16 protein-coding genes are annotated in these 17,192 nt (G+C 77.3%); 14 read left to right on the top strand and 2 right to left on the bottom strand.

Going from position 1 to position 17,192, the window contains the following annotated elements:
- Positions 1–11: 11 nt before the first annotated feature.
- The 14 genes from ITJ85_RS06675 (at position 12) to ITJ85_RS06740 (ending at position 15,372) form a co-directional block, all read left to right on the top strand.
- On the top strand, positions 12–965 hold the full coding sequence (locus ITJ85_RS06675) for a GTPase (protein WP_217915577.1): 954 nt from the start codon (positions 12–14) through the stop codon (positions 963–965).
- Between the two features lie 4 nt (positions 966–969).
- The gene (gene proB, locus ITJ85_RS06680; RefSeq protein ID WP_217915578.1) at positions 970–2,115 is read left to right on the top strand and encodes a glutamate 5-kinase; all 1,146 of its coding nucleotides are present in this window, start codon (positions 970–972) and stop codon (positions 2,113–2,115) included.
- Positions 2,112–3,365: a glutamate-5-semialdehyde dehydrogenase gene (locus tag ITJ85_RS06685; RefSeq protein ID WP_217915579.1), complete on the top strand. Its 1,254-nt coding sequence runs from the start codon at positions 2,112–2,114 to the stop codon at positions 3,363–3,365. Before proB ends, ITJ85_RS06685 begins: the two co-directional genes overlap by 4 nt.
- Before the next feature lie 61 nt (positions 3,366–3,426).
- Positions 3,427–4,011 carry a nicotinate-nicotinamide nucleotide adenylyltransferase gene (locus ITJ85_RS06690; RefSeq protein WP_246496331.1) on the top strand — a complete coding sequence of 195 codons (585 nt, stop codon included), beginning with the start codon at positions 3,427–3,429 and terminating at the stop codon, positions 4,009–4,011.
- Between the two features lie 2 nt (positions 4,012–4,013).
- Positions 4,014–4,349: a ribosome silencing factor gene (gene rsfS, locus ITJ85_RS06695; RefSeq protein WP_281412241.1), complete on the top strand. Its 336-nt coding sequence runs from the start codon at positions 4,014–4,016 to the stop codon at positions 4,347–4,349.
- Positions 4,350–5,112: 763 nt separating this feature from the next.
- Positions 5,113–5,901, top strand: coding sequence for a glycosyltransferase family 2 protein (locus ITJ85_RS06700; protein ID WP_217915582.1), 789 nt, complete (start codon positions 5,113–5,115; stop codon positions 5,899–5,901).
- Positions 5,898–6,359 carry a hypothetical protein gene (locus tag ITJ85_RS06705; RefSeq protein ID WP_217915583.1) on the top strand — a complete coding sequence of 154 codons (462 nt, stop codon included), beginning with the start codon at positions 5,898–5,900 and terminating at the stop codon, positions 6,357–6,359. Before ITJ85_RS06700 ends, ITJ85_RS06705 begins: the two co-directional genes overlap by 4 nt.
- Positions 6,356–7,492, top strand: a complete 1,137-nt coding sequence (locus ITJ85_RS06710; RefSeq protein ID WP_217915584.1) for a glycosyltransferase family 4 protein — start codon at positions 6,356–6,358, stop codon at positions 7,490–7,492. Before ITJ85_RS06705 ends, ITJ85_RS06710 begins: the two co-directional genes overlap by 4 nt.
- Positions 7,489–8,670 (top strand): glycosyltransferase, encoded by a 1,182-nt coding sequence (locus ITJ85_RS06715; RefSeq protein ID WP_217915585.1) that lies wholly within the window; start codon positions 7,489–7,491, stop codon positions 8,668–8,670. The genes ITJ85_RS06710 and ITJ85_RS06715 overlap by 4 nt, the downstream gene beginning before the upstream one ends.
- The gene (locus ITJ85_RS06720; RefSeq protein WP_217915586.1) at positions 8,654–9,733 is read left to right on the top strand and encodes a glycosyltransferase family 2 protein; all 1,080 of its coding nucleotides are present in this window, start codon (positions 8,654–8,656) and stop codon (positions 9,731–9,733) included. Before ITJ85_RS06715 ends, ITJ85_RS06720 begins: the two co-directional genes overlap by 17 nt.
- Complete coding sequence (locus tag ITJ85_RS06725) at positions 9,730–12,066, top strand: hypothetical protein (protein WP_217915587.1); 2,337 nt, start codon at positions 9,730–9,732, stop codon at positions 12,064–12,066. The genes ITJ85_RS06720 and ITJ85_RS06725 overlap by 4 nt, the downstream gene beginning before the upstream one ends.
- The gene (locus ITJ85_RS06730; RefSeq protein ID WP_217915588.1) at positions 12,063–12,938 is read left to right on the top strand and encodes a glycosyltransferase family 2 protein; all 876 of its coding nucleotides are present in this window, start codon (positions 12,063–12,065) and stop codon (positions 12,936–12,938) included. The genes ITJ85_RS06725 and ITJ85_RS06730 overlap by 4 nt, the downstream gene beginning before the upstream one ends.
- Entirely contained in the window at positions 12,935–14,047 is a 1,113-nt protein-coding gene (locus ITJ85_RS06735; RefSeq protein WP_217915589.1) for a glycosyltransferase family 4 protein, read from the top strand. The genes ITJ85_RS06730 and ITJ85_RS06735 overlap by 4 nt, the downstream gene beginning before the upstream one ends.
- Positions 14,044–15,372, top strand: coding sequence for a lipopolysaccharide biosynthesis protein (locus ITJ85_RS06740; RefSeq protein WP_217915590.1), 1,329 nt, complete (start codon positions 14,044–14,046; stop codon positions 15,370–15,372). Before ITJ85_RS06735 ends, ITJ85_RS06740 begins: the two co-directional genes overlap by 4 nt.
- Here the strand turns inward: ITJ85_RS06740 and ITJ85_RS06745 are convergent.
- Entirely contained in the window at positions 15,321–15,905 is a 585-nt protein-coding gene (locus tag ITJ85_RS06745) for a DUF1361 domain-containing protein (protein WP_217915591.1), read from the bottom strand. The two genes, ITJ85_RS06740 and ITJ85_RS06745, sit on opposite strands and share 52 nt — an antisense overlap.
- Positions 15,906–16,000: 95 nt before the next feature.
- On the bottom strand, positions 16,001–17,149 hold the full coding sequence (locus ITJ85_RS06750; protein WP_217915592.1) for a glycoside hydrolase family 26 protein: 1,149 nt from the start codon (positions 17,147–17,149) through the stop codon (positions 16,001–16,003).
- Positions 17,150–17,192 lie beyond the last annotated feature (43 nt).

Consider the following 17,192-nt stretch of genomic DNA (forward strand, 5'->3'; position numbering starts at 1 on the left):
GCCGCTCCCGGGTGGCCTTCACCGACACGGCGCAGATCAACGTGGAGGGCGGCCACGGCGGGAACGGCTGCCTGTCGTTCCGCCGCGAGCCGAAGATCCCGCGCGGCGGGCCCGACGGCGGCAACGGCGGCCGGGGCGGCGGCGTCGTGCTCGAGGCCGACGAGCAGGTCACCGACCTCTCGCGCTTCCGGCACGCCGTGCACCACCGTGCGGCGAACGGGGGCCACGGGCAGGGCAAGTCGCGCCACGGGCACGCGGGCGCCGACCTGGTCGTCCCCGTGCCGCCCGGCACGCGGGTCATCCGCGACGGGCACACCATCGCCGAGCTGGTCCACCCGGGGGACCGGGTCGCGGTCGCGCGCGGCGGCGACGGCGGCATCGGCAACAAGGCCTTCAAGTCGTCGACCCGCCAGGCGCCCCGCACCACCGTCCCGGGCGCGGCGGGCGAGGAGGCGTGGCTGCGCCTGGAGCTGCGCCTGCCGGTCGACGTGGCGATCGTCGGCCTGCCGAACGCCGGCAAGAGCGCCGTGCTCGTGGCGCTGACCGGCGCCGGCGCCACCGTCGCCCCGTACCCGCAGTCCACCCGCGAGCCGGCCCTGGGGCCGCTCGAGGACGAGGACGGCAACCTCTACCTGGTGGCCGACCTCCCCGGCGTCGACGCCGACGGCACCCCCCGTCGCGACGCCCACCTCGGGCAGCTCGAGCGCGCCGCCGTGGTGCTGCACGTGATCGACGGCGGCGACCCCGAGCCCGCCGCCGAGCGGATCGCGCGCGTGCGGGAGGGGATCGCCCCGTTCGTGCCCGAGGGCGCCCACGAGGTCGTGGTCGCCACGCGCGCCGACGCGCCGGGCGCGTCGCCCGGGCCGGCCGACCTGGCGGTCGACGCCGAGACCGGCTCGGGCGTCGACGAGCTGCGGGAGCGGCTGCTCGGCATCCTCAGCGCCCGCCGCCGGCAGCCCCGCTGACCCCGTGGCGGTCCTGGTCGTCAAGCTCGGCACGTCGACGCTCGTCGACCCCGCGGGGGAGCTGCGCCACGAGGTGCTCGACGCGCGCGTGCGCGACCTCGTGCGCGCCCGCCGCCAGGGCCATCACCCGGTGCTGGTCAGCAGCGGGGCGATCGCCTGCGGTCTCGGCCGCCTCGGCATCCGCCGGCGGCCGAGCGCGCTCGGCGACCTGCAGGCGGCCTCGGCCGTGGGGCAGGGGGTGCTCTTCCAGCGCTACGCGGAGGCCTTCGCCCCCCACGGGGTGGTGCCCGCCCAGGTGCTGCTCACCTCGTCCGACCTCGCGAGCCGCTCGACGTACCTCAACGCCCGCACCACGCTGCAGCGGCTGCTCGAGCTGGGCACGGTGCCGGTGATCAACGAGAACGACACCACCGCCACGGACGAGCTGACCTTCGGCGACAACGACGTGCTGGCCGCCCAGGTCGCGCTGCTGCTCGGGGCGCGGTGGCTGCTGCTGCTGACCGACCGCGAGGGGCTCTACACGACGGGCGCGGACGGGCCCGAGCTGCTCGGCGACGTGCCCGCCGGGACGGCGCCGGACCAGATCCCGCTCGCCGACATGGCGGGCTCGGGCAGCGGGCGCGGCGGCATCGCGAGCAAGATCGCGTCGGCCAGCATGGCGACCGGCGGCGGCGTCACCACCGTGATCGCCTCGGGCACCGCCGACGGGGTGGTCCCCGCGGTCGCGTCGGGCCATCACGTGGGCACCCGGTTCGGGCCGGCGCCGCGGCCCGAGGCCGCCTTCAAGCTGTGGCTGCGACACGCCAAGCCGGTGCTCGGCCGGGTGGTCGTCGACGGCGGCGCGGCCCGCGCGCTGCGCGAACGCGGGACGTCGCTGCTGGCGGTGGGCGTGCTCGCCGCCGAGGGCGCGTTCCTCGCGGGCGACGCAGTGGAGGTGGTGGCGCAGGGCGACGGCTCGGTCGTGGGCAAGGGGATCTCCTCCATGCCCGCCGCCGAGGTGCGGATGGTGGCCGGCCTCAAGACGGAGGCGGTCCGCGAGCGGGTGCCCGGGGCGGCGCCCCAGGTGATCCACCGCGACCAGTTCGTGCTCGCCGACCCGCGGCACGCCGACGGCGGCCGATCCGGCCATGGTCTAATGGAGGCGTCGTGACGGATCTCGAGCGAGTGGTCGGTGACGTCCGGGCCGCCAGCCGGATACTCGCCCGGATGCCCGGGCGCCGACGCGACGAGGCGCTGCTCGAGATGGCCGACGCGCTCGAGCGTCGCGCGGGCGAGATCCTGCGCGAGAACCGCCAGGACCTGGAGGCCGCCAAGCGCGAGCGGGCCGCGCCGGCCGTCATCGACCGGCTGCTGCTCGACGAGGACCGCATCGCGGACATGGCCGCCGGCGTGCGCGCGGTGGCGGCGCTCGAGGACCCGATCGGCCGCATCGACGGCGGCCGGCGGCTGCCGAACGGCCTGGAGATCGTGCGCAAGCGCGTGCCGCTCGGCGTGGTGGCGGTCGTCTACGAGGGCCGGCCCAACGTCACCGCCGACGCCGTGGCCCTGTGCCTGAAGAGCGGCAACGCGGTCATCCTGCGGGGCAGCCGCCTCGCCCTGCGCTCGAACCTGATCATCGCGGAGGTGCTGACGGGCGCGCTGATCGAGGCCGACGCGCCCCGCTGGGCGGTCGCCCTCCTCGGCGCCGACCGCGAGGAGCTGCGCCGGCTGGTGCAGCTCGAGGACAGCATCGACCTCGCCATCCCGCGCGGCGGCGAGGAGCTGAAGCGCTTCCTGCGCCAGCACGCCCGGGTGCCGGTCATCTACGCGGCGTCGGGCAACAACCACGTCTACGTGCACGCCGACGCCGACCCGGAGATGGCGGTCCGGATCGCGGTCAACGCCAAGGTGCAGCGGCCGGGGGTCTGCAACGCGGCCGAGACCCTGCTCGTGCACCGCGACGCGGCGCCGGCGGTGCTCGCCGCCGCCGCCGAGAAGCTGGGCGCCAGCGGCGTCGAGCTGCGCGTGGACGCGGCCGGCAGGGAGTTGCTCGGCGAGGCCGGCGCCGCGCTCGCCGAGGCGACCGAGCAGGACTACGCGACCGAGTTCCTCGACCTGGTGATGGCCGTGCGGGTCGTCGACTCGCTGGAGCAGGCCGTCGAGCACATCGCGACGCACGGCTCGGGGCACTCCGAGGCCATCGTCACCGGGTCGCTGGCCGCCGCCCGCGAGTTCGAGGAGGCGGTCGACGCCGCGGTCGTCTACGTCAACGCGTCGACCCGCTTCACCGACGGCGGCGAGTTCGGGATGGGGGCCGAGATCGGCATCTCGACCCAGAAGCTGCACGCGCGTGGGCCGATCGGTCTCGCCGAGCTCACGTCCTACACCTACGTCGTCACCGGCGACGGCCACCTCCGCTGAGTCCGCCGGGGTCGGGGTCCTCGGGGGGACCTTCGACCCGCCCCACATCGGCCACCTGGTCGTGGCCCGCGAGGCCCTCTGGCAGCTGGGCCTGGCGGAGGTGCGGCTGGTGCCCGCGCGGCGCCCGCCCCACAAGGAGCGCGACGACATCGCCGACCCCGAGCTGCGCGCGGAGCTGCTCCAGGCCGCCGTCGCCGGCGTCCCCGGCCTGGTCGTGTCGCGGGCCGAGCTCGAGCGACCCGCGCCCTCCTACACCGCCGAGACGCTCGAGGCGATGGCCGCCGCCGAGCCCGGCCGGCCCCTGTGGTTCATCCTGGGCGCCGACCAGCTCGACGGGTTCACCGGCTGGCACCGGCCCCGCGACATCGTGCGCGCCGCCCGGCTGGCCGTCGTGGCGCGGGGCGACACCGACCGCGCCGCGCTGGCCGCGCTCGCCGAGCGGGTCGCGCCGGGCCGGGCCGACCTGATCGACGTCCCGCGGATCGACATCTCCTCGACGATGATCCGCGAGCGCATCGCCGCCGGGATCCCGGTGGATCACCTGATGCCGCAGCCGGTGGGCGAGGCGCTCCGTCGGCGGGGTCTGGTACCCTCGCCAACCATCTCCGTTCGCCGAAAGGAACAGCAGCGACCTCGCTCGAGCTGACTCTGGCCGCCGCGCAAGCCGCGGAGTCCAAGAACGCCAGGGACATCGTGATCCTCGACATGCGAGGGCTGGTGGCCTACGCCGACTACATCGTCGTCTGCACCGGTCGCACGCCGCGCCAGACGAAGGCCATCGCCGACGAGGTGCGCCAGCGGATGAAGAAGGACCACGGCATCCTGGCGCGCCGGGTCGAGGGCGAGCGCGAGGGGGAGTGGATCCTGGTGGACCTCCTCGACACGGTGGTCCACGTCTTCACCCCCGAGGCCCGCGACTTCTACCGGCTCGACCGGCTGTGGCGCGAGGCCCCACGCCAGGAGTACGCGGCAGCGGCCTCGTAGGGCGCCCCCGGCCGGCGGGCCGGGTGAGGGGGGAGTGGCTCTGGCGACCGCCCGGCGCCGCCTGGACCCAGAGGGCGTTCGTCGGTCGCGCCGATCGGCGGTGACCCGGGCGGCGGCCCGGTCGCCGCGTGGCGCCAAGTGGCGCACGTCGGTCGCGTCATTCGGCGCTGACCCCGTCGCCGCCTCAGGGGCCGCCTCGCGCCGAATGGCGCACGCCGGTCGCGTCATCCGGCGGTGACCCCCGTCGCCGCCTCCCGGCGGCCAATCGACGCAAGCCCGTCGCGTCAATCGGCGGCGACCCCCCGGCGGGGGGGCGACCCGGCTCGGCGGGCGGCGGGCCGGGTCCGCGAACCGGGCCGAGGGGCGGAACGGGGCCGGGCTGATCCCGGCCACGCGGCCGACGCGGGTGGGCATGAGACCCCGCAAGACTGCTGATCTCCAACCCTATGCGAGGGCGCGCCGATTTGTAAAGAGCTTTGAAACGACGCCCCGAGTCGCCGGAACTGGTCTTTACCGGTGGCGACGATCGGGCTTCACTGTGCGTCGCACACGATCCGCCTGCCCGGCCGGCCGCACCACCGTGCCGACCTCGGCACCCGCCGCCGGGCCCACACCGCGCACGTCTCGCGCGCCTCGCGCATCGTCCCCCGCACCCGTCCCCCTGGTGACGCCCATGCCTGACCGACCGATGCCCGGTACCACCGGGTCACGCCACGCATACGACGCCGCCACCGCCGAGCCGAGCGCCGCGGACCGGCGGCCGGTGTCGCTGTCCGTCGTCATGCCGGTCTACAACGAGGCCCGCACGGTGGCCCGCGCCGTGCGGGAGGTGCTCGCGGTCGAGTACCCGGCGCCCATGGAGCTGATCGTCGTCGACGACGGCAGCGACGACGGCACCTCGCTCGAGCTCGCCCTCATCTCGGACCGCCGCGTGCGCGTGCACCGCCACCCGACCAACCTCGGCAAGGGGGCGGCCGTCCGCACGGGGTTCACGCTCGCCACGGGCACCCACGTGCTGCCGTTCGACGCCGACCTCGAGTACTCGCCGGAGGACGTGCCGCGGATGCTCGCGCCGATCCAGGCCGGCCGCTGCGACGTCGTCTACGGCACCCGCCTGTTCGGGGTCAACACCGTCTACCAGTCGTACCGCTACGCGATGGGCAACCGCATCACGACCCTCGCGGCCAACGTGCTGTTCGACAGCTACATCCGCGACCTGCACACCTGCCTCAAGCTGCTGCCGCGCGACCTGGTGCTCGAGCTGCCGCTGCGCGAGACCGGCTTCGGCCTGGACACCGAGATCACCGCCTCCCTGCTGCGGCTGGGCGTGCGCCCGTTCGAGGTGCCGGTCAGCTACCACAGCCGCACCCACGCGGAGGGCAAGAAGCTCTCCTGGCGCGACGGGGTGGAGTGCCTGCAGATCCTCGGCCGGGTGCGCTTCGCCCGTCGCAGGGGCCGGCGCGCGGGCGTGCCCGCCGCGCGGCCGGTGCGGGTGGGCGAGGCGCCCGGCGCGGGCGCGCGCGTCGGCGACGCGGCGCCGGGGCGCGGATGAGGGGGCGCCGCACCGGGCGGGCGATCGCGCTGGGCGCGGTCGCCGGCGCCACGCTGCTCGGCCTCGCCGCCGCCCAGTCGGAGGCGGGCCGCTCGCTGCTGTCCGACGCGGGCCTGGCGGCGCCGCAGGAGGGCTACACGGCGCTCGCGTTCGCCCGCCCCGCGGAGCTGCCGGCCACGCCGGCTGCCGGCGCCGCGATCCCGGTCGGCTTCACCGTGGCCAACCGGGAGGGCGCCGCCCGCGCCTACGCCTGGCGCGTGGTGGAGGACCCGCCGGGCGGCGAGCCCGCCGTGCTGGCGCGCGGCCGGCTGCCGGTCGCCGACGGCGCCACGGCCGCCGCGCGCACGAGGGTGCGACCGTCCTGCGACGGCCCCCGCACGCGGGTGAGCGTGGCGCTCGACGACCCCGCCCGCAGGATCGGCTTCTGGGTGACCTGCTCGGCGGGGGCCGCCCCGTGAGCGGGCGCGGCCGCGAGCGCCGTCCGCGCATCGCGCTCGTGACGGACTCCATCTTCCCGTACCACCGGGGCGGCAAGGAGCTGCGCTATCACGAGCTGGGGCGCCGCCTGGCCCGCCATGCCGACGTGGAGCTGTACACGATGCGCTGGTGGGGCGAGGGCGGCCGCCTGGCCGACGGCGTCACCTACCGGGCGGTGTGCCCGCGGGTCGAGATGTACGAGGACGGTCGGCGCTCCACCCGTCAGGCGCTCCTGTTCGCGCTCGGCTGCCTGCGCCTGGCGGCGCGGCCCTTCGACGTGGTCGAGGCCGACCACATGCCCTACCTGCAGCTCTTCCCGCTGCGCGCGATCACCCGCCTGCGCCGGCGCCGCCTGGTGGTGACCTGGCACGAGGTGTGGGGACCCGCCTACTGGCGCGCCTACCTCGGCCGGCGGGGGCGCCTGGCGTGGTGGGTCGAGCGGGCGGCGATGCGGCTGCCCGACGAGATCATCGCGGCGTCCGACGAGACGGCGCGGCGGCTGCGCGGGCACCTCGGGCCCGGCGCGCGCGTGACGGTGGCCCCGAACGGCATCGACATGGCGGCCGTGCGCGCCGCGCGGCCGGCCGGCCGGCCGGTCGACGTCACCACCGTGGGGCGGCTGCTGCCCCACAAGCGGGTCGACATGCTGATCGACGCCGTCGCGCTGCTGCGCGCCGGGGGCCGCGACGTGACCTGCCGGATCATCGGCACGGGCCCTCAGGCGGCGGAGCTCGCCGAGCGGGCCCGGCGCCAGGGCGTGGACGACCTCGTCGAGCTGCGCGAGGACGTCGATGACGGCTCCGAGCTCCTCGGGCTGCTCAAGTCGGCGCGCGCCTTCGCCTTCCCCTCCGAGCGCGAGGGCTTCGGCATCGCCGTGCTCGAGGCGCTGGCGTGCGGCCTGCCGGTCGTCACCACGGCGGCGCCCGACAACCTGGCCACCGCCCTGGTGGAGCGCTCGGCCGGCGGGCTCGTGTGCGCGCCGCACGCGGGCGCCCTGGCGGACGGCATCGCCCGCGTCCTCGACGCCGGCGCGCCCGGCCGCGACGACGCCTGGCTCGCCGGTTACGACTGGGACGCGGTCAGCGAGACCGTCCGCACGGCGGTGCTGCCGTGAGGATCCTGACCGTCGCCCCCTACCCGCCGAGCCGCGACGGCATCGGCGACTACGCCGCCGCGCTGACCGGGGCGATGTCCGCGGCGGGCCACGAGGTGCGGGTCGTGACCCCCCGCTTCGCGACGGCCGCCCCCGCCGAGGTGATCGGCGCGCTCGCCGGCCCGCGGGAGGGCGGCGACGTCGCGCTGCGCCGCGTCGCCGCCTTCGCGCCCGACGTGGTGCACGTGCAGTTCGCCGTGGCGGCCTTCGGCACCGGGGTGCCGGCCCTGCTGCGCTTCATCGCGGAGGTGCGGGCGGCCACGGGGGCGCCGGTCGTGGTGACCGCGCACGAGGTCACCCGCGACACGGCGATGCTGCGGCTGCCCGGGCGCCTGCTCTACCGCCGGCTGTGCGCCGGCGCCGCGCGCGTGCTGGTGCACACGGGCGCAGCGGCCCGGGCGCTCGTGGACGAGGTCGGCGTGGACGCCGCGCGCGTCGCGGTGGTGCCGCACCACCGGCGCCCGCCGCCGGAGCCCGCGGTCGCCCCCGGCGAGCTGCGGGCGCGCCACGGCCTGGGCGACGCTCGCGTGCTGCTGGCGTTCGGCTTCGTCCACGTCGACAAGGGCCTCGACGACCTCGTCGCCGCCCTCGCCGCGCTGCGCGCCCGCCGGCCGGACGCGCTCACGGGGGTCCGTCTCGTGGTGGCCGGCACCGTCCGGCCGCGCAGCGGCGCCTTCCGCGCCTTCGAGGCCCGCGACCGCCTGCACCTGGCCCGGGTGCGCCGCGCGATCGCCCGGGAGGGGATGGGTGAGCTGGTGCGCTTCACCGGGTACGTCCCCGAGGGCGAGGTCGCGCCGTGGTTCGGCCTGGCCGAGGCGCTCGTGCTGCCGTACCGGCGCATCGAGCAGAGCGGGGTGGGGAGCCTCGCCGCCGCCCTCGGCGTGCCGGTCGTCGCCAGCCGCGCCGGCGGCCTGGCGGAGGACTTCGGCGACCCCCGCTGGACCCACGAGCCGGGCGACCGGGAGGGCCTCGCGGCGGCGATCGAGCGCTTGCTCGCCCGCTCGCCGGCCGAGGCCGCGGGCCGCCCGCCGCGACGGGCGGCGGGGGCCGGCCTCGACGAGGTCGCCCGCTCGATCCTCGCGTCCTACCACGCCGTCACGTCCGCCCCGACCCGGGAGCCGCATGCCCAGCCCGCCTGAGATGTCCGTGGTCATCTGCTCGCTCAACGGCGCGCCCGGCGTCGAGCGCGCGCTCCGGTCGCTGGCCGCGCAGACCGCCGCCGGCCGCATCGAGACCGTGGTCGTCGACGACGGCTCGACCGACGACACGGCCGGCGTGGCCGCGCGCATGGGCGCCCGCGTCGTGCGCCACGAGCGCAACCGCGGCCTGGCCGCGGCCCGCAACTCGGGCGTCGATGCCGCCGCCGCGCCGGTCATCGCGTTCATGGACGACGACTGCGAGGCCGACCCGCGCTGGGCGGAGCACATCCTCGCCGCCTACGCCGAGGGGGACGACGTCGCCGCCGTGGGCGGCCCGGTGCTGCCGGGCCCGGGCGACCACTTCGTGCTCGACTACCTGCGCCGCTACAACCCGCTCGAGCCGCTCGAGAACGAGCTGCGGCGCAGCCACCACCCGCTCTACCGGCTGAAGCTCTACGCCCAGCGCCAGTGGACCCGCCCGGTGCGGCCCGTGCGCCGCGACGTCTACAGCCTCGTGGGCGCGAGCATGTCGTTCCGCCGCGAGGTGCTCGACGCGGTCGGCCGCTTCGACGAGCGCTTCGCCTTCGGCGCCGAGGAGCTCGACTTCTTCCACCGCGTGGGCCGCGCGATGCCGGACCACCGCATCCTGCTCGAGGTGCGGGCCACGATGGTGCACCACTTCGCGCCCTCGCTGCGCGACAGCCTGCGGCGCAGCCGGGCCTACGGGCGGGGCGCCGCGCGCTTCCGCGCCAAGTGGCCGGGCGCCAGCCCCACGATCTTCCCGGGCCCGCTGGCCGAGGCCGCCCTGCTGGCCGCCGCGCCGCGCAGCCGCCTGGCGGCCCTCGGCGCGCTGGTGCTGCCGCACCTCGTCACGCCGACCGGGCTGCGCATCGCGCTGCGCGAGCGCCGCCTGGCCCCGTTGCTCTACGCGTACGTGGCGCTCCTGCAGGAGGCCTGCGGCAACGTCGGCTTCGTCGAGGGCATGGTGCGCTACCGGCGCTTCGGCACCGAGGCGGACGGCCCGGTCGACGCCCACGTCCCCGCCCCGCCCGTGGCCGCGTGAGGGCCCGCGCCGCCGCCATGGGCTCCGGCGCCGGCGTCCTCGACCGCCCGACCGCATCGCGCGCCGGCGCGCCCGCGCCCGCGCGGCGCCCGGCCGCCCCCGCGCCGGCCGCGCGCCGCCCCTGGCGCGTCTGGCCGGGCGCGGCCGGCCTGGCGGCGATCGCCGCGCTCGTGCCGGCCGCCGGCCTCTGGCCCGCCCGCGCGGCGCTGCTGGCGCTGGTGCTTACCGTCCCCGGGCTGTTGCTGCTCGGGGCCCTCCGGGTGCCCGTGGCGGCGACGCTGCGCACGCCGGTCTACGTGGTCGGCGCCTCCCTGGCGGTGGTCACCGCGAGCGGCCTGGCGGTCGACCTGCTCGGCCCGCCGCTCGGCGTGGCGCAGCCCCTGCGCGCGGTGCCCCTGCTCGTGGGCCTGGAGGCCGTCGGCCTGGTGCTGCTCGCCGCGAGCGCGTGGGCCCGGCCGCGCCCCGGGCGTCCCGGCTGGCGGGCCGCGGCCGTCCCGGTCCGCCGCCTGTGGCCGCTCGCCCTGCCGCTCGCGGCCGCCGCCGGCGCCGCCCTGCTGACCGGCGGCCACGGCCCCGGCCTGGCGATCGGCGTCGTGGCGGCGGAGCTCGTGGCCCTGGCCGCGGCCGTGGTGCTGGCGCCGCGCATGAGCGCCTCCCAGCTCGGCCTGGTGCTCTACGGCGTCGGCCTCGGCCTGGCGTGGGCGTACACGATGCGCGGCGGCTCGGTCTACGGCTTCGACATCACCGCCGAGTACCAGGTGATGCGCAGCACGGGCCTGGCCGGCCTCTGGGAGACGGCGCACACCGACGACGCGTACGGCGCGATGCTGAGCCTGACGGTGCTGCCGGCGAGCCTCCACGAGCTGACCGGCATCTCGGAGCTCGTCCTGCTGAAGGCGGTCTACCCGGCGCTGTTCGCGCTGTTCCCGGTGGCCGTCTTCCTGGTGGCGCGGCGGTTCCTGTCGCCCCGCTACGCCGTCGCGGCCGGCGCCTTCATCGTCGTGCAGAGCTACTTCTTCCAGCAGATCCCGGCCATCGCGCGCCAGGAGATCGCGCTGCTGGCCTTCGCGATCGCCGTCGCGGCGGCGGTCGACCGGCGCCTGCCGCGGGGGCCGCGCATGGCCCTGGCGGCCACGATGGGCCTGCTGCTGGTGGTCTCGCACTACACGACCACCTACCTGGCCATCGCGATCCTCGCGTGCGCGGTGGTCCTGCAGCTCGCGGTGTCGACGTTCCGGCCGGCGCCCCGCGTGAGCGGCGCCGTGGTGGCGGCGCTGCTCGTGACCGCCGCCGGGGCGGCGCTCTGGTACGGCCCCGTGACCGGCTCGTCGAGCAACCTGGCCGACTTCCAGGAGCGCGTGGCCGCGCGCGGCCTGCAGCCGCTGCCCAACCGCGAGCCGGGGCAGGGGATCCTGCAGTCGTACCTCCAGGGCAACACCACCTCGGCAGTCGGGGCGGCCGAGTACCAGGAGCTGGCGGCCGAGGACTACGCCAAGAACCGCCCCTTCGTCATCCCGCTGCCCGCCGCCGAGCAGCCGCGCTACGACCTGCGCGACTCCCGCCCGGCCGCCGGCCAGGCCGCCGCGCCGCGGGTCGCCGGGGCGCTCGACGGCGCGGAGCTCGTCATCCAGCAGGCGGCCAACGCGCTCGCGGCCCTCGGCGCCCTCGTGCTCGCCCTGCGCCGCCGCACGCCGCCCTTCCTGCGCACCGTGGCGCTGCTCGGGCTCGGCACGCTGGCCGTGCTGGCGGCGATCCGCCTGTCCGGCACCGCGGCCAACGCCTACAACCAGGAGCGCGCCTTCCTGCAGGCCCTGGTGCCGCTGGCCGTGGGGCTGGCATGGATCGCCCAGGCGGGCGCCGGGCGGCTGGGGCGGCTGCGGCCGCTGGCCGGCGCCGCCGTGGCGCTCGTGCTCGCGACGATCCTCGTCAACACCTCCGGGCTGGCCGGCGCGACGGTCGGCACGGGCGCCGGCGGCAACCTGGCCGCCGAGGGCGAGGACCACGAGCGCTTCCTCATCACCGAGCCGGAGCTGGCCGGCGCGGCCTGGTTCGGCGCCCAGGTGCCGGACGACGCGGTGGTCTACGCCGACCGCTACGGCCAGCTGCGCCTGTTCGCCGCGGTCGGCCAGCCGCCCCGGCTGATGCTCGACGTGACGCCGCGCACGCTCGACCAGCACGCCTGGGTCTACGCGTCGCGCACGAACGTGGTCGACGGGCGGGCGCGCTCGCAGAACAGCGGCCGCTCGGCGGTCTACGCCTTCCCGGCGCGCTTCCTGGGCGACCACTACGACCGGGTCTACGACAACGGCGAGAGCAGGGTGCACCGCAGATGATCTCCATCGTCGTCATCAGCAAGGACGAGCCGGCCCTCGACGGGACGCTGGCCGAGGTGAGCGCCCACGCCGCCGCCCTGCCGGGCGGGGCGGAGGTCGTCGTGGTCGACGCCTCGGCCGGGCGCCTCGACCACGTGCGCCGGGCCCACCCCGGCGTGCGCTGGATCGACTGGTCGCCGCCGCCGGGCGTGGCGGTCTCGATCCCGCACCAGCGCAACGCCGGGGTGGCCGCCGCGCGCGGCGACGTGATCGTGTTCACCGACGCCGGCTGCCGGCCCGCCGAGGGCTGGCTGGAGCGGCTGGTCGCGCCCCTGCTGTCGGGCGAGGAGGCGGTCGCCGCGGGCGTGGCCACCTCGCCCGACGGCGACGGCCTCTACGACAGCCGCACCCTCGCCGCCGCCGAGGCGGCGGTGCACCTGCCGGAGTGCCCGACCATCAACATGGCGTTCCGCCGCGCGGCCTTCGACGACGTCGGCGGCTTCGACGAGCGGTTCCAGTACGGCTCGGACATCGACTTCTCGTGGCGGCTGGTCGAGGCCGGCCACCGCATCCGCAGCGTGCCCCGCGCCGTGGTCACCCACGACTGGGGATCGCCGACCCGCCAGCTGCGCCGCGGCTACCGCTACGGCCGCGCCCGCGCCCGCCTCTACCGCAAGCACCGGCGCCGCCTGCCGCGCGCCCTGCGGGGCGACCCGATGGTGTTCGTCTACCCGCTGTTCCTGCTGGGGCTGCCGCTGACCCTGCGCTGGCGGGCCTATCCGCTGCTGCTGCTCGTGCCGGCCTGGCGCAACCGCGCCGACGGCCCGCTGCGGGTGGTGGCCGACCACCTCGCCTTCGGGCTCGGCGTGCTGCGGGAGGCCTGGCGGCGATGAGGATCCTCGCCCTCCCGCGCGACCCCAACCCGTACCAGGAGCAGCTCTACCGGGCGGGGCGGCGCCGCGGCGCCCGCGTGCGCTACCTCGGCGAGCTGACGCCCTCGCGCACGCTCAACCTGCTGCTGCTGCCGTTCGAGACGCTCGCCCTGGCGCTGGCGGGCTGGCGCACGGTGCACCTGCACTGGGTGTTCGGCTTCGCCCCCGCGGGCGCCGATCGCCTGCCGGCGATGCGGCGCGCGGGCGCGCTGCTGTTCCGCCTCTGGCTTCGGGCCGCGCGGCTGGCCGGCGCGCGCGTGGTGTGGACGGCGCACAACGTGCTGCCGCACGCGCGGGTCTTCCCGGACGACGCCGCCGAGCGCCGGCGCCTGGTGACGGCGTCCGACCTGGTCATCGCCCACTCGGCGGCCACCCTCGCCGCGCTGGAGCGCATGGGGGCGCGGCCGCGCGCCGCCGTCGTGCTGCCGCTCGGGCCGATCGCCGACGGCCCGCCCCCGGCGCGCGTGCCGGGCTCCGGCCCGGGGCCGCGGCGGCTGCTGTTCCTCGGCCAGGTGCTGGAGCACAAGGGCGTCGAGGACCTGCTCGCGGCGATGCGCGCGGCGGGGGAGGGCGCGGGCGCGGACCTGCGGCTGGTCGTGGCCGGCCGCTGCCCCGACCGGGCGCTGGCCGGGCGCCTGCGGGCGCTGGCGGCGCCGCTCGGCGGGCGCGTGCGGTTGCGGCTGGAGCAGGTCCCCGGCGACGAGCTGACGGCGCTGATGGGGGAGGCCGACGCCGTGGTGCTGCCGTTCCGCCGCATCACCACGAGCAGCAGCGCCCGCCTGGCGCTGGAGATGGGCCGCCCGCTGATCGTGCCGGCCCTGCTGGCCCTCGACGGCCTGCCCGACGCGGCCGTGATGCGCTACGACGGCTCGGTCGACGGCCTGGCCGGCGCGCTCGGCGAGGTCGCGACCATGCCCGCCGCCCGGCTGGCCGCGATGTCGGCCGCGGCGCTCGCCGACCGGCCGCCCTCGTGGGACGCCGTCGCCGCCGCCACGCTTGCGGCGATGGGCAAGGCCGCGGACGCCGCCCGTCCGGCCGCCCGGCCCGCCGCCGCCCGGGGGCGGCCGTGACGGCGCGCGCCCTGCGGCTGGGCGGCGCGGCGCGGCGCATCGCCGACGACGCGGTGTACCGCGGCTCCACCACGCTGCTCCTCAACACGACGCTGCTCGCGCTGTTCGGCTTCGCCTTCTGGGCCGTCTCGGCGCGCCTCTACCCGCCGTCCGACGTCGGCGCCTTCAACGGCGTGGTGGCGGGGGTGGGGCTGCTGGCCGCCGTCGGCGCGCTGGGGCTGCCCAACACGCTCATGCGCCACCTGGCGGTGGCCGAGGAGGCGCGCCGCCTGGCGACGGCCGCGGTCGTGGCCGCGACGACCGCCGGCGGCGGCCTGTGCCTGCTCGTGCTGCTCGTGCTGGGCCCGCATCTGCCGAGCTCGCTCGACCTGGCCCGCACGGACCACCGGCTGCTCGTCGCCGCCCTCGCGGTGATCGCGGCGGTCAGCGCGGTGATCGACGCCGGCCTGATCGCGGTGCGGGCCACCCAGGAGCTGCTCGTCAAGAACCTCGCCGGCAGCGTCCTGAAGCTGGTCGCCCTCGGCGCGCTGGCGGCGGCCGGGCTGTCGGGCATGCTCGCGCTGGCGCTCGCCTACGGCGCCGGCGCGGGGCTGGCGGCGGCCATCGGGGGGGTCGCCCTGGCGCGGCGCGTGCGCGGCGGCGCGTACCTGCGCGGCTCGCTGGGCGTGCTCCGGCGGCACCTGTCGTTCTCCGGCACGAGCTACGCCGGCGCGATCACGGGGATCCTGCCCGCGACCGTCGTGCCGCTGATGGTGCTCGGCGTCCGCGGGCCCGAGCAGACCGCGTACTTCGCCGCGGCCTTCATGCTCGCGACCTTCCTCAACTTCGTCCCCTCCACGACGGCCCAGGTGCTGATGGCCGAGGCCAGCCGTGGCGAGCAGCCGCTGCGCGACGTGACGATGAAGGCCCTGCGCCACGTGTACGCGTTGCTGCTGCCCGCGGTCGTGGTGCTGGCGATCGCCGCGCCGCTGGTGCTGCGGCTGTTCGGCGACGACTACGCGCGCGGGGCGACCGGCTGCCTGCAGCTGCTGGCGCTGGGCGCCCTCGCCACCGGCTGCACCTACCTGATCGACTCCATCCTGGCCGCGCGCGACCGGATGGGCGCCTACATCCTCATCAACGCCCTCAACGCGGCGCTGGTGCTGGCGCTGGTGGGCGTGATGCTGCCGCGGGGCCTCACCGCCGCCGCGGGCGGCTGGGCGCTCGCCCAGACCGTGTCCGTGCTGCTGGGCGTCGTGCTGCTGCGCACCACCGGCGTCTGGCGGCGCGCCGGTCAGCCGGGGCGCGCGCCGCGGCTGCGCGCCGCGCGCCCGAAGGCCGAGTAGGCGAGCGACAGGCCGGCGCCGAAGGCCGCGACGAAGGCGGCCGCGGCGGCCAGCCGAGCGCCGTCGCCGAGGTGGCCGGCGAGCTCCGCGAGGCGGCCGAGCGGGTCGTCCACGAGGTCCCAGCTGTTCCAGCGCAGCACCCGGCCGAGGTAGATGCCGGCGGCCGACAGCCACACCGACGCGACCACCGTCGCCCAGGCCACGCGGGCGCCCGCGGCGGCCGCCACCAGGCGGTGCACCACGTGCAGCGCCACGAGGAAGATCAGCAGCCCGGTGGCCGCGAAGGCGCAGAACAGCGGCACGTCCATCCGCAGGGCGGCCGCCGTGCGCCCGTCGAGGTGGATCAGGTCCGTCACCAGGTAGGGCGCGTTCGGCAGGAAGAGCAGCCACCCGGCCAGCAGCGGCGCCCGCGCCAGGCGGCCCGCCCGGCCGCCGGGGGCGCGCGCGGCGGCGAGGGCCAGCGCGAGCGGGATCCAGGCCAGGAGGAGGTTCCAGGCCAGCCACAGCAGGCCGTCCTCGCGCGCGATCGCCATGCGCGCGCCGAGCAGCCCCAGGCACGCGGCCGAGGCCGCCAGGGCCGCGACGACCGCGCGCCGGGTGAACCCGGCCGGGGTGCCCGCGGGGGCGCTCAGCTGCGCCGGGCGGTCGGGCGGCCGGCCGCGGCGTGGCGGGCGGAGGCCCCGCCGAAGTGCGCGCGGTAGGCGGCGAAGGCGCGGCGCTGCTTGTGGATCTCCAGGCACGGCTCGAGCTGGTCGTTGTTGAAGTACGACTGATAGGCGACCGTGTTGTTGCGCACGAGCGCGGCGATGGCGGCCACGAAGCGCGGGTTGTCGCCGCCGCCCCGGCCGGACGGGTGGATGAGGCCCCACTCGGGCACCGAGAGCGGCTTGCCGCGGGCCCGGGCGAAGCGCACGATGTCCCGCACGCCCCCCGGCTGGGCGGCGATCGCCGACCAGCGGCGGGGCGAGCGCGCGGCCGGCAGCGCGCGGCCCGACTCGTCGTAGACGTCGACGCCGATGATGTCGACCGCCCGGTCGCCCGGGTAGATCGCGCGCAGCGGGATGTCGCGGTACGCGGCGTTGAGGTTCCAGTCGAAGGTGAACCGGGCGCCCGGCACCGCGTTCATCACCCGCGTGAACCGGGCCCAGTAGGCGCGCCAGTGGGCGTGGTCACGGGCGGTGTGGCCGACGTGGTCGGCGTTCCAGTCGCCGTTGGCCTCGTAGCCGAGGCGGATCACCGAGCGTCCGAGCCCCGCGCGCACCAGGTTGCGCGACAGCTCGCGGATGCGGGCGTCGTAGGCGCCCCGCGCGCCCTTGCGGCGCCAGTCGGCCGGCATGCCCTCCGTCGGGATCATCGACTGGCCGATCACCAGCCGGCGCCGGCCCGGATCGGCCCGCACCCAGTCGGCCCAGCGGTTGTCGAGGTTGCCGGTGGTGATGAACCACGGGTTCGTCCAGGCGGCCCAGGTGCCGACGTTGTTGTAGACCGACGCGCAGCGGAAGTCGCGCCCGATGCGCCGGCCGATCATCCGCATCTCGCGAATGCTGTTGTGGCTGTAGATGCAGGCGGTCTTCGCGTCGCCGCGCGCCAGCGGCATGGGCGCCGGCCCGGGCGGGCCCTTCGCGGCGACCACGCCGATCACGCCGACCGAGGAGCCGCCGCCGGCCGCCCCGGCCGCGACCGCGCCCGCGCAGAGCAGCGCCAGGCAGCCGGCGGCGGCCGCCGTCCCCAGGCGGCGGATCGGCGACGTGTGCGTGGCGGTTCGCGTCGGCGGCATGGCTGAGGGCTCCGTGTGCGGGCGCGGCGGGGCGCCGCGCGGG

Source organism: Miltoncostaea marina, from assembly GCF_018141525.1.
Taxonomy (GTDB): Bacteria; Actinomycetota; Thermoleophilia; order Miltoncostaeales; family Miltoncostaeaceae; genus Miltoncostaea; species Miltoncostaea marina.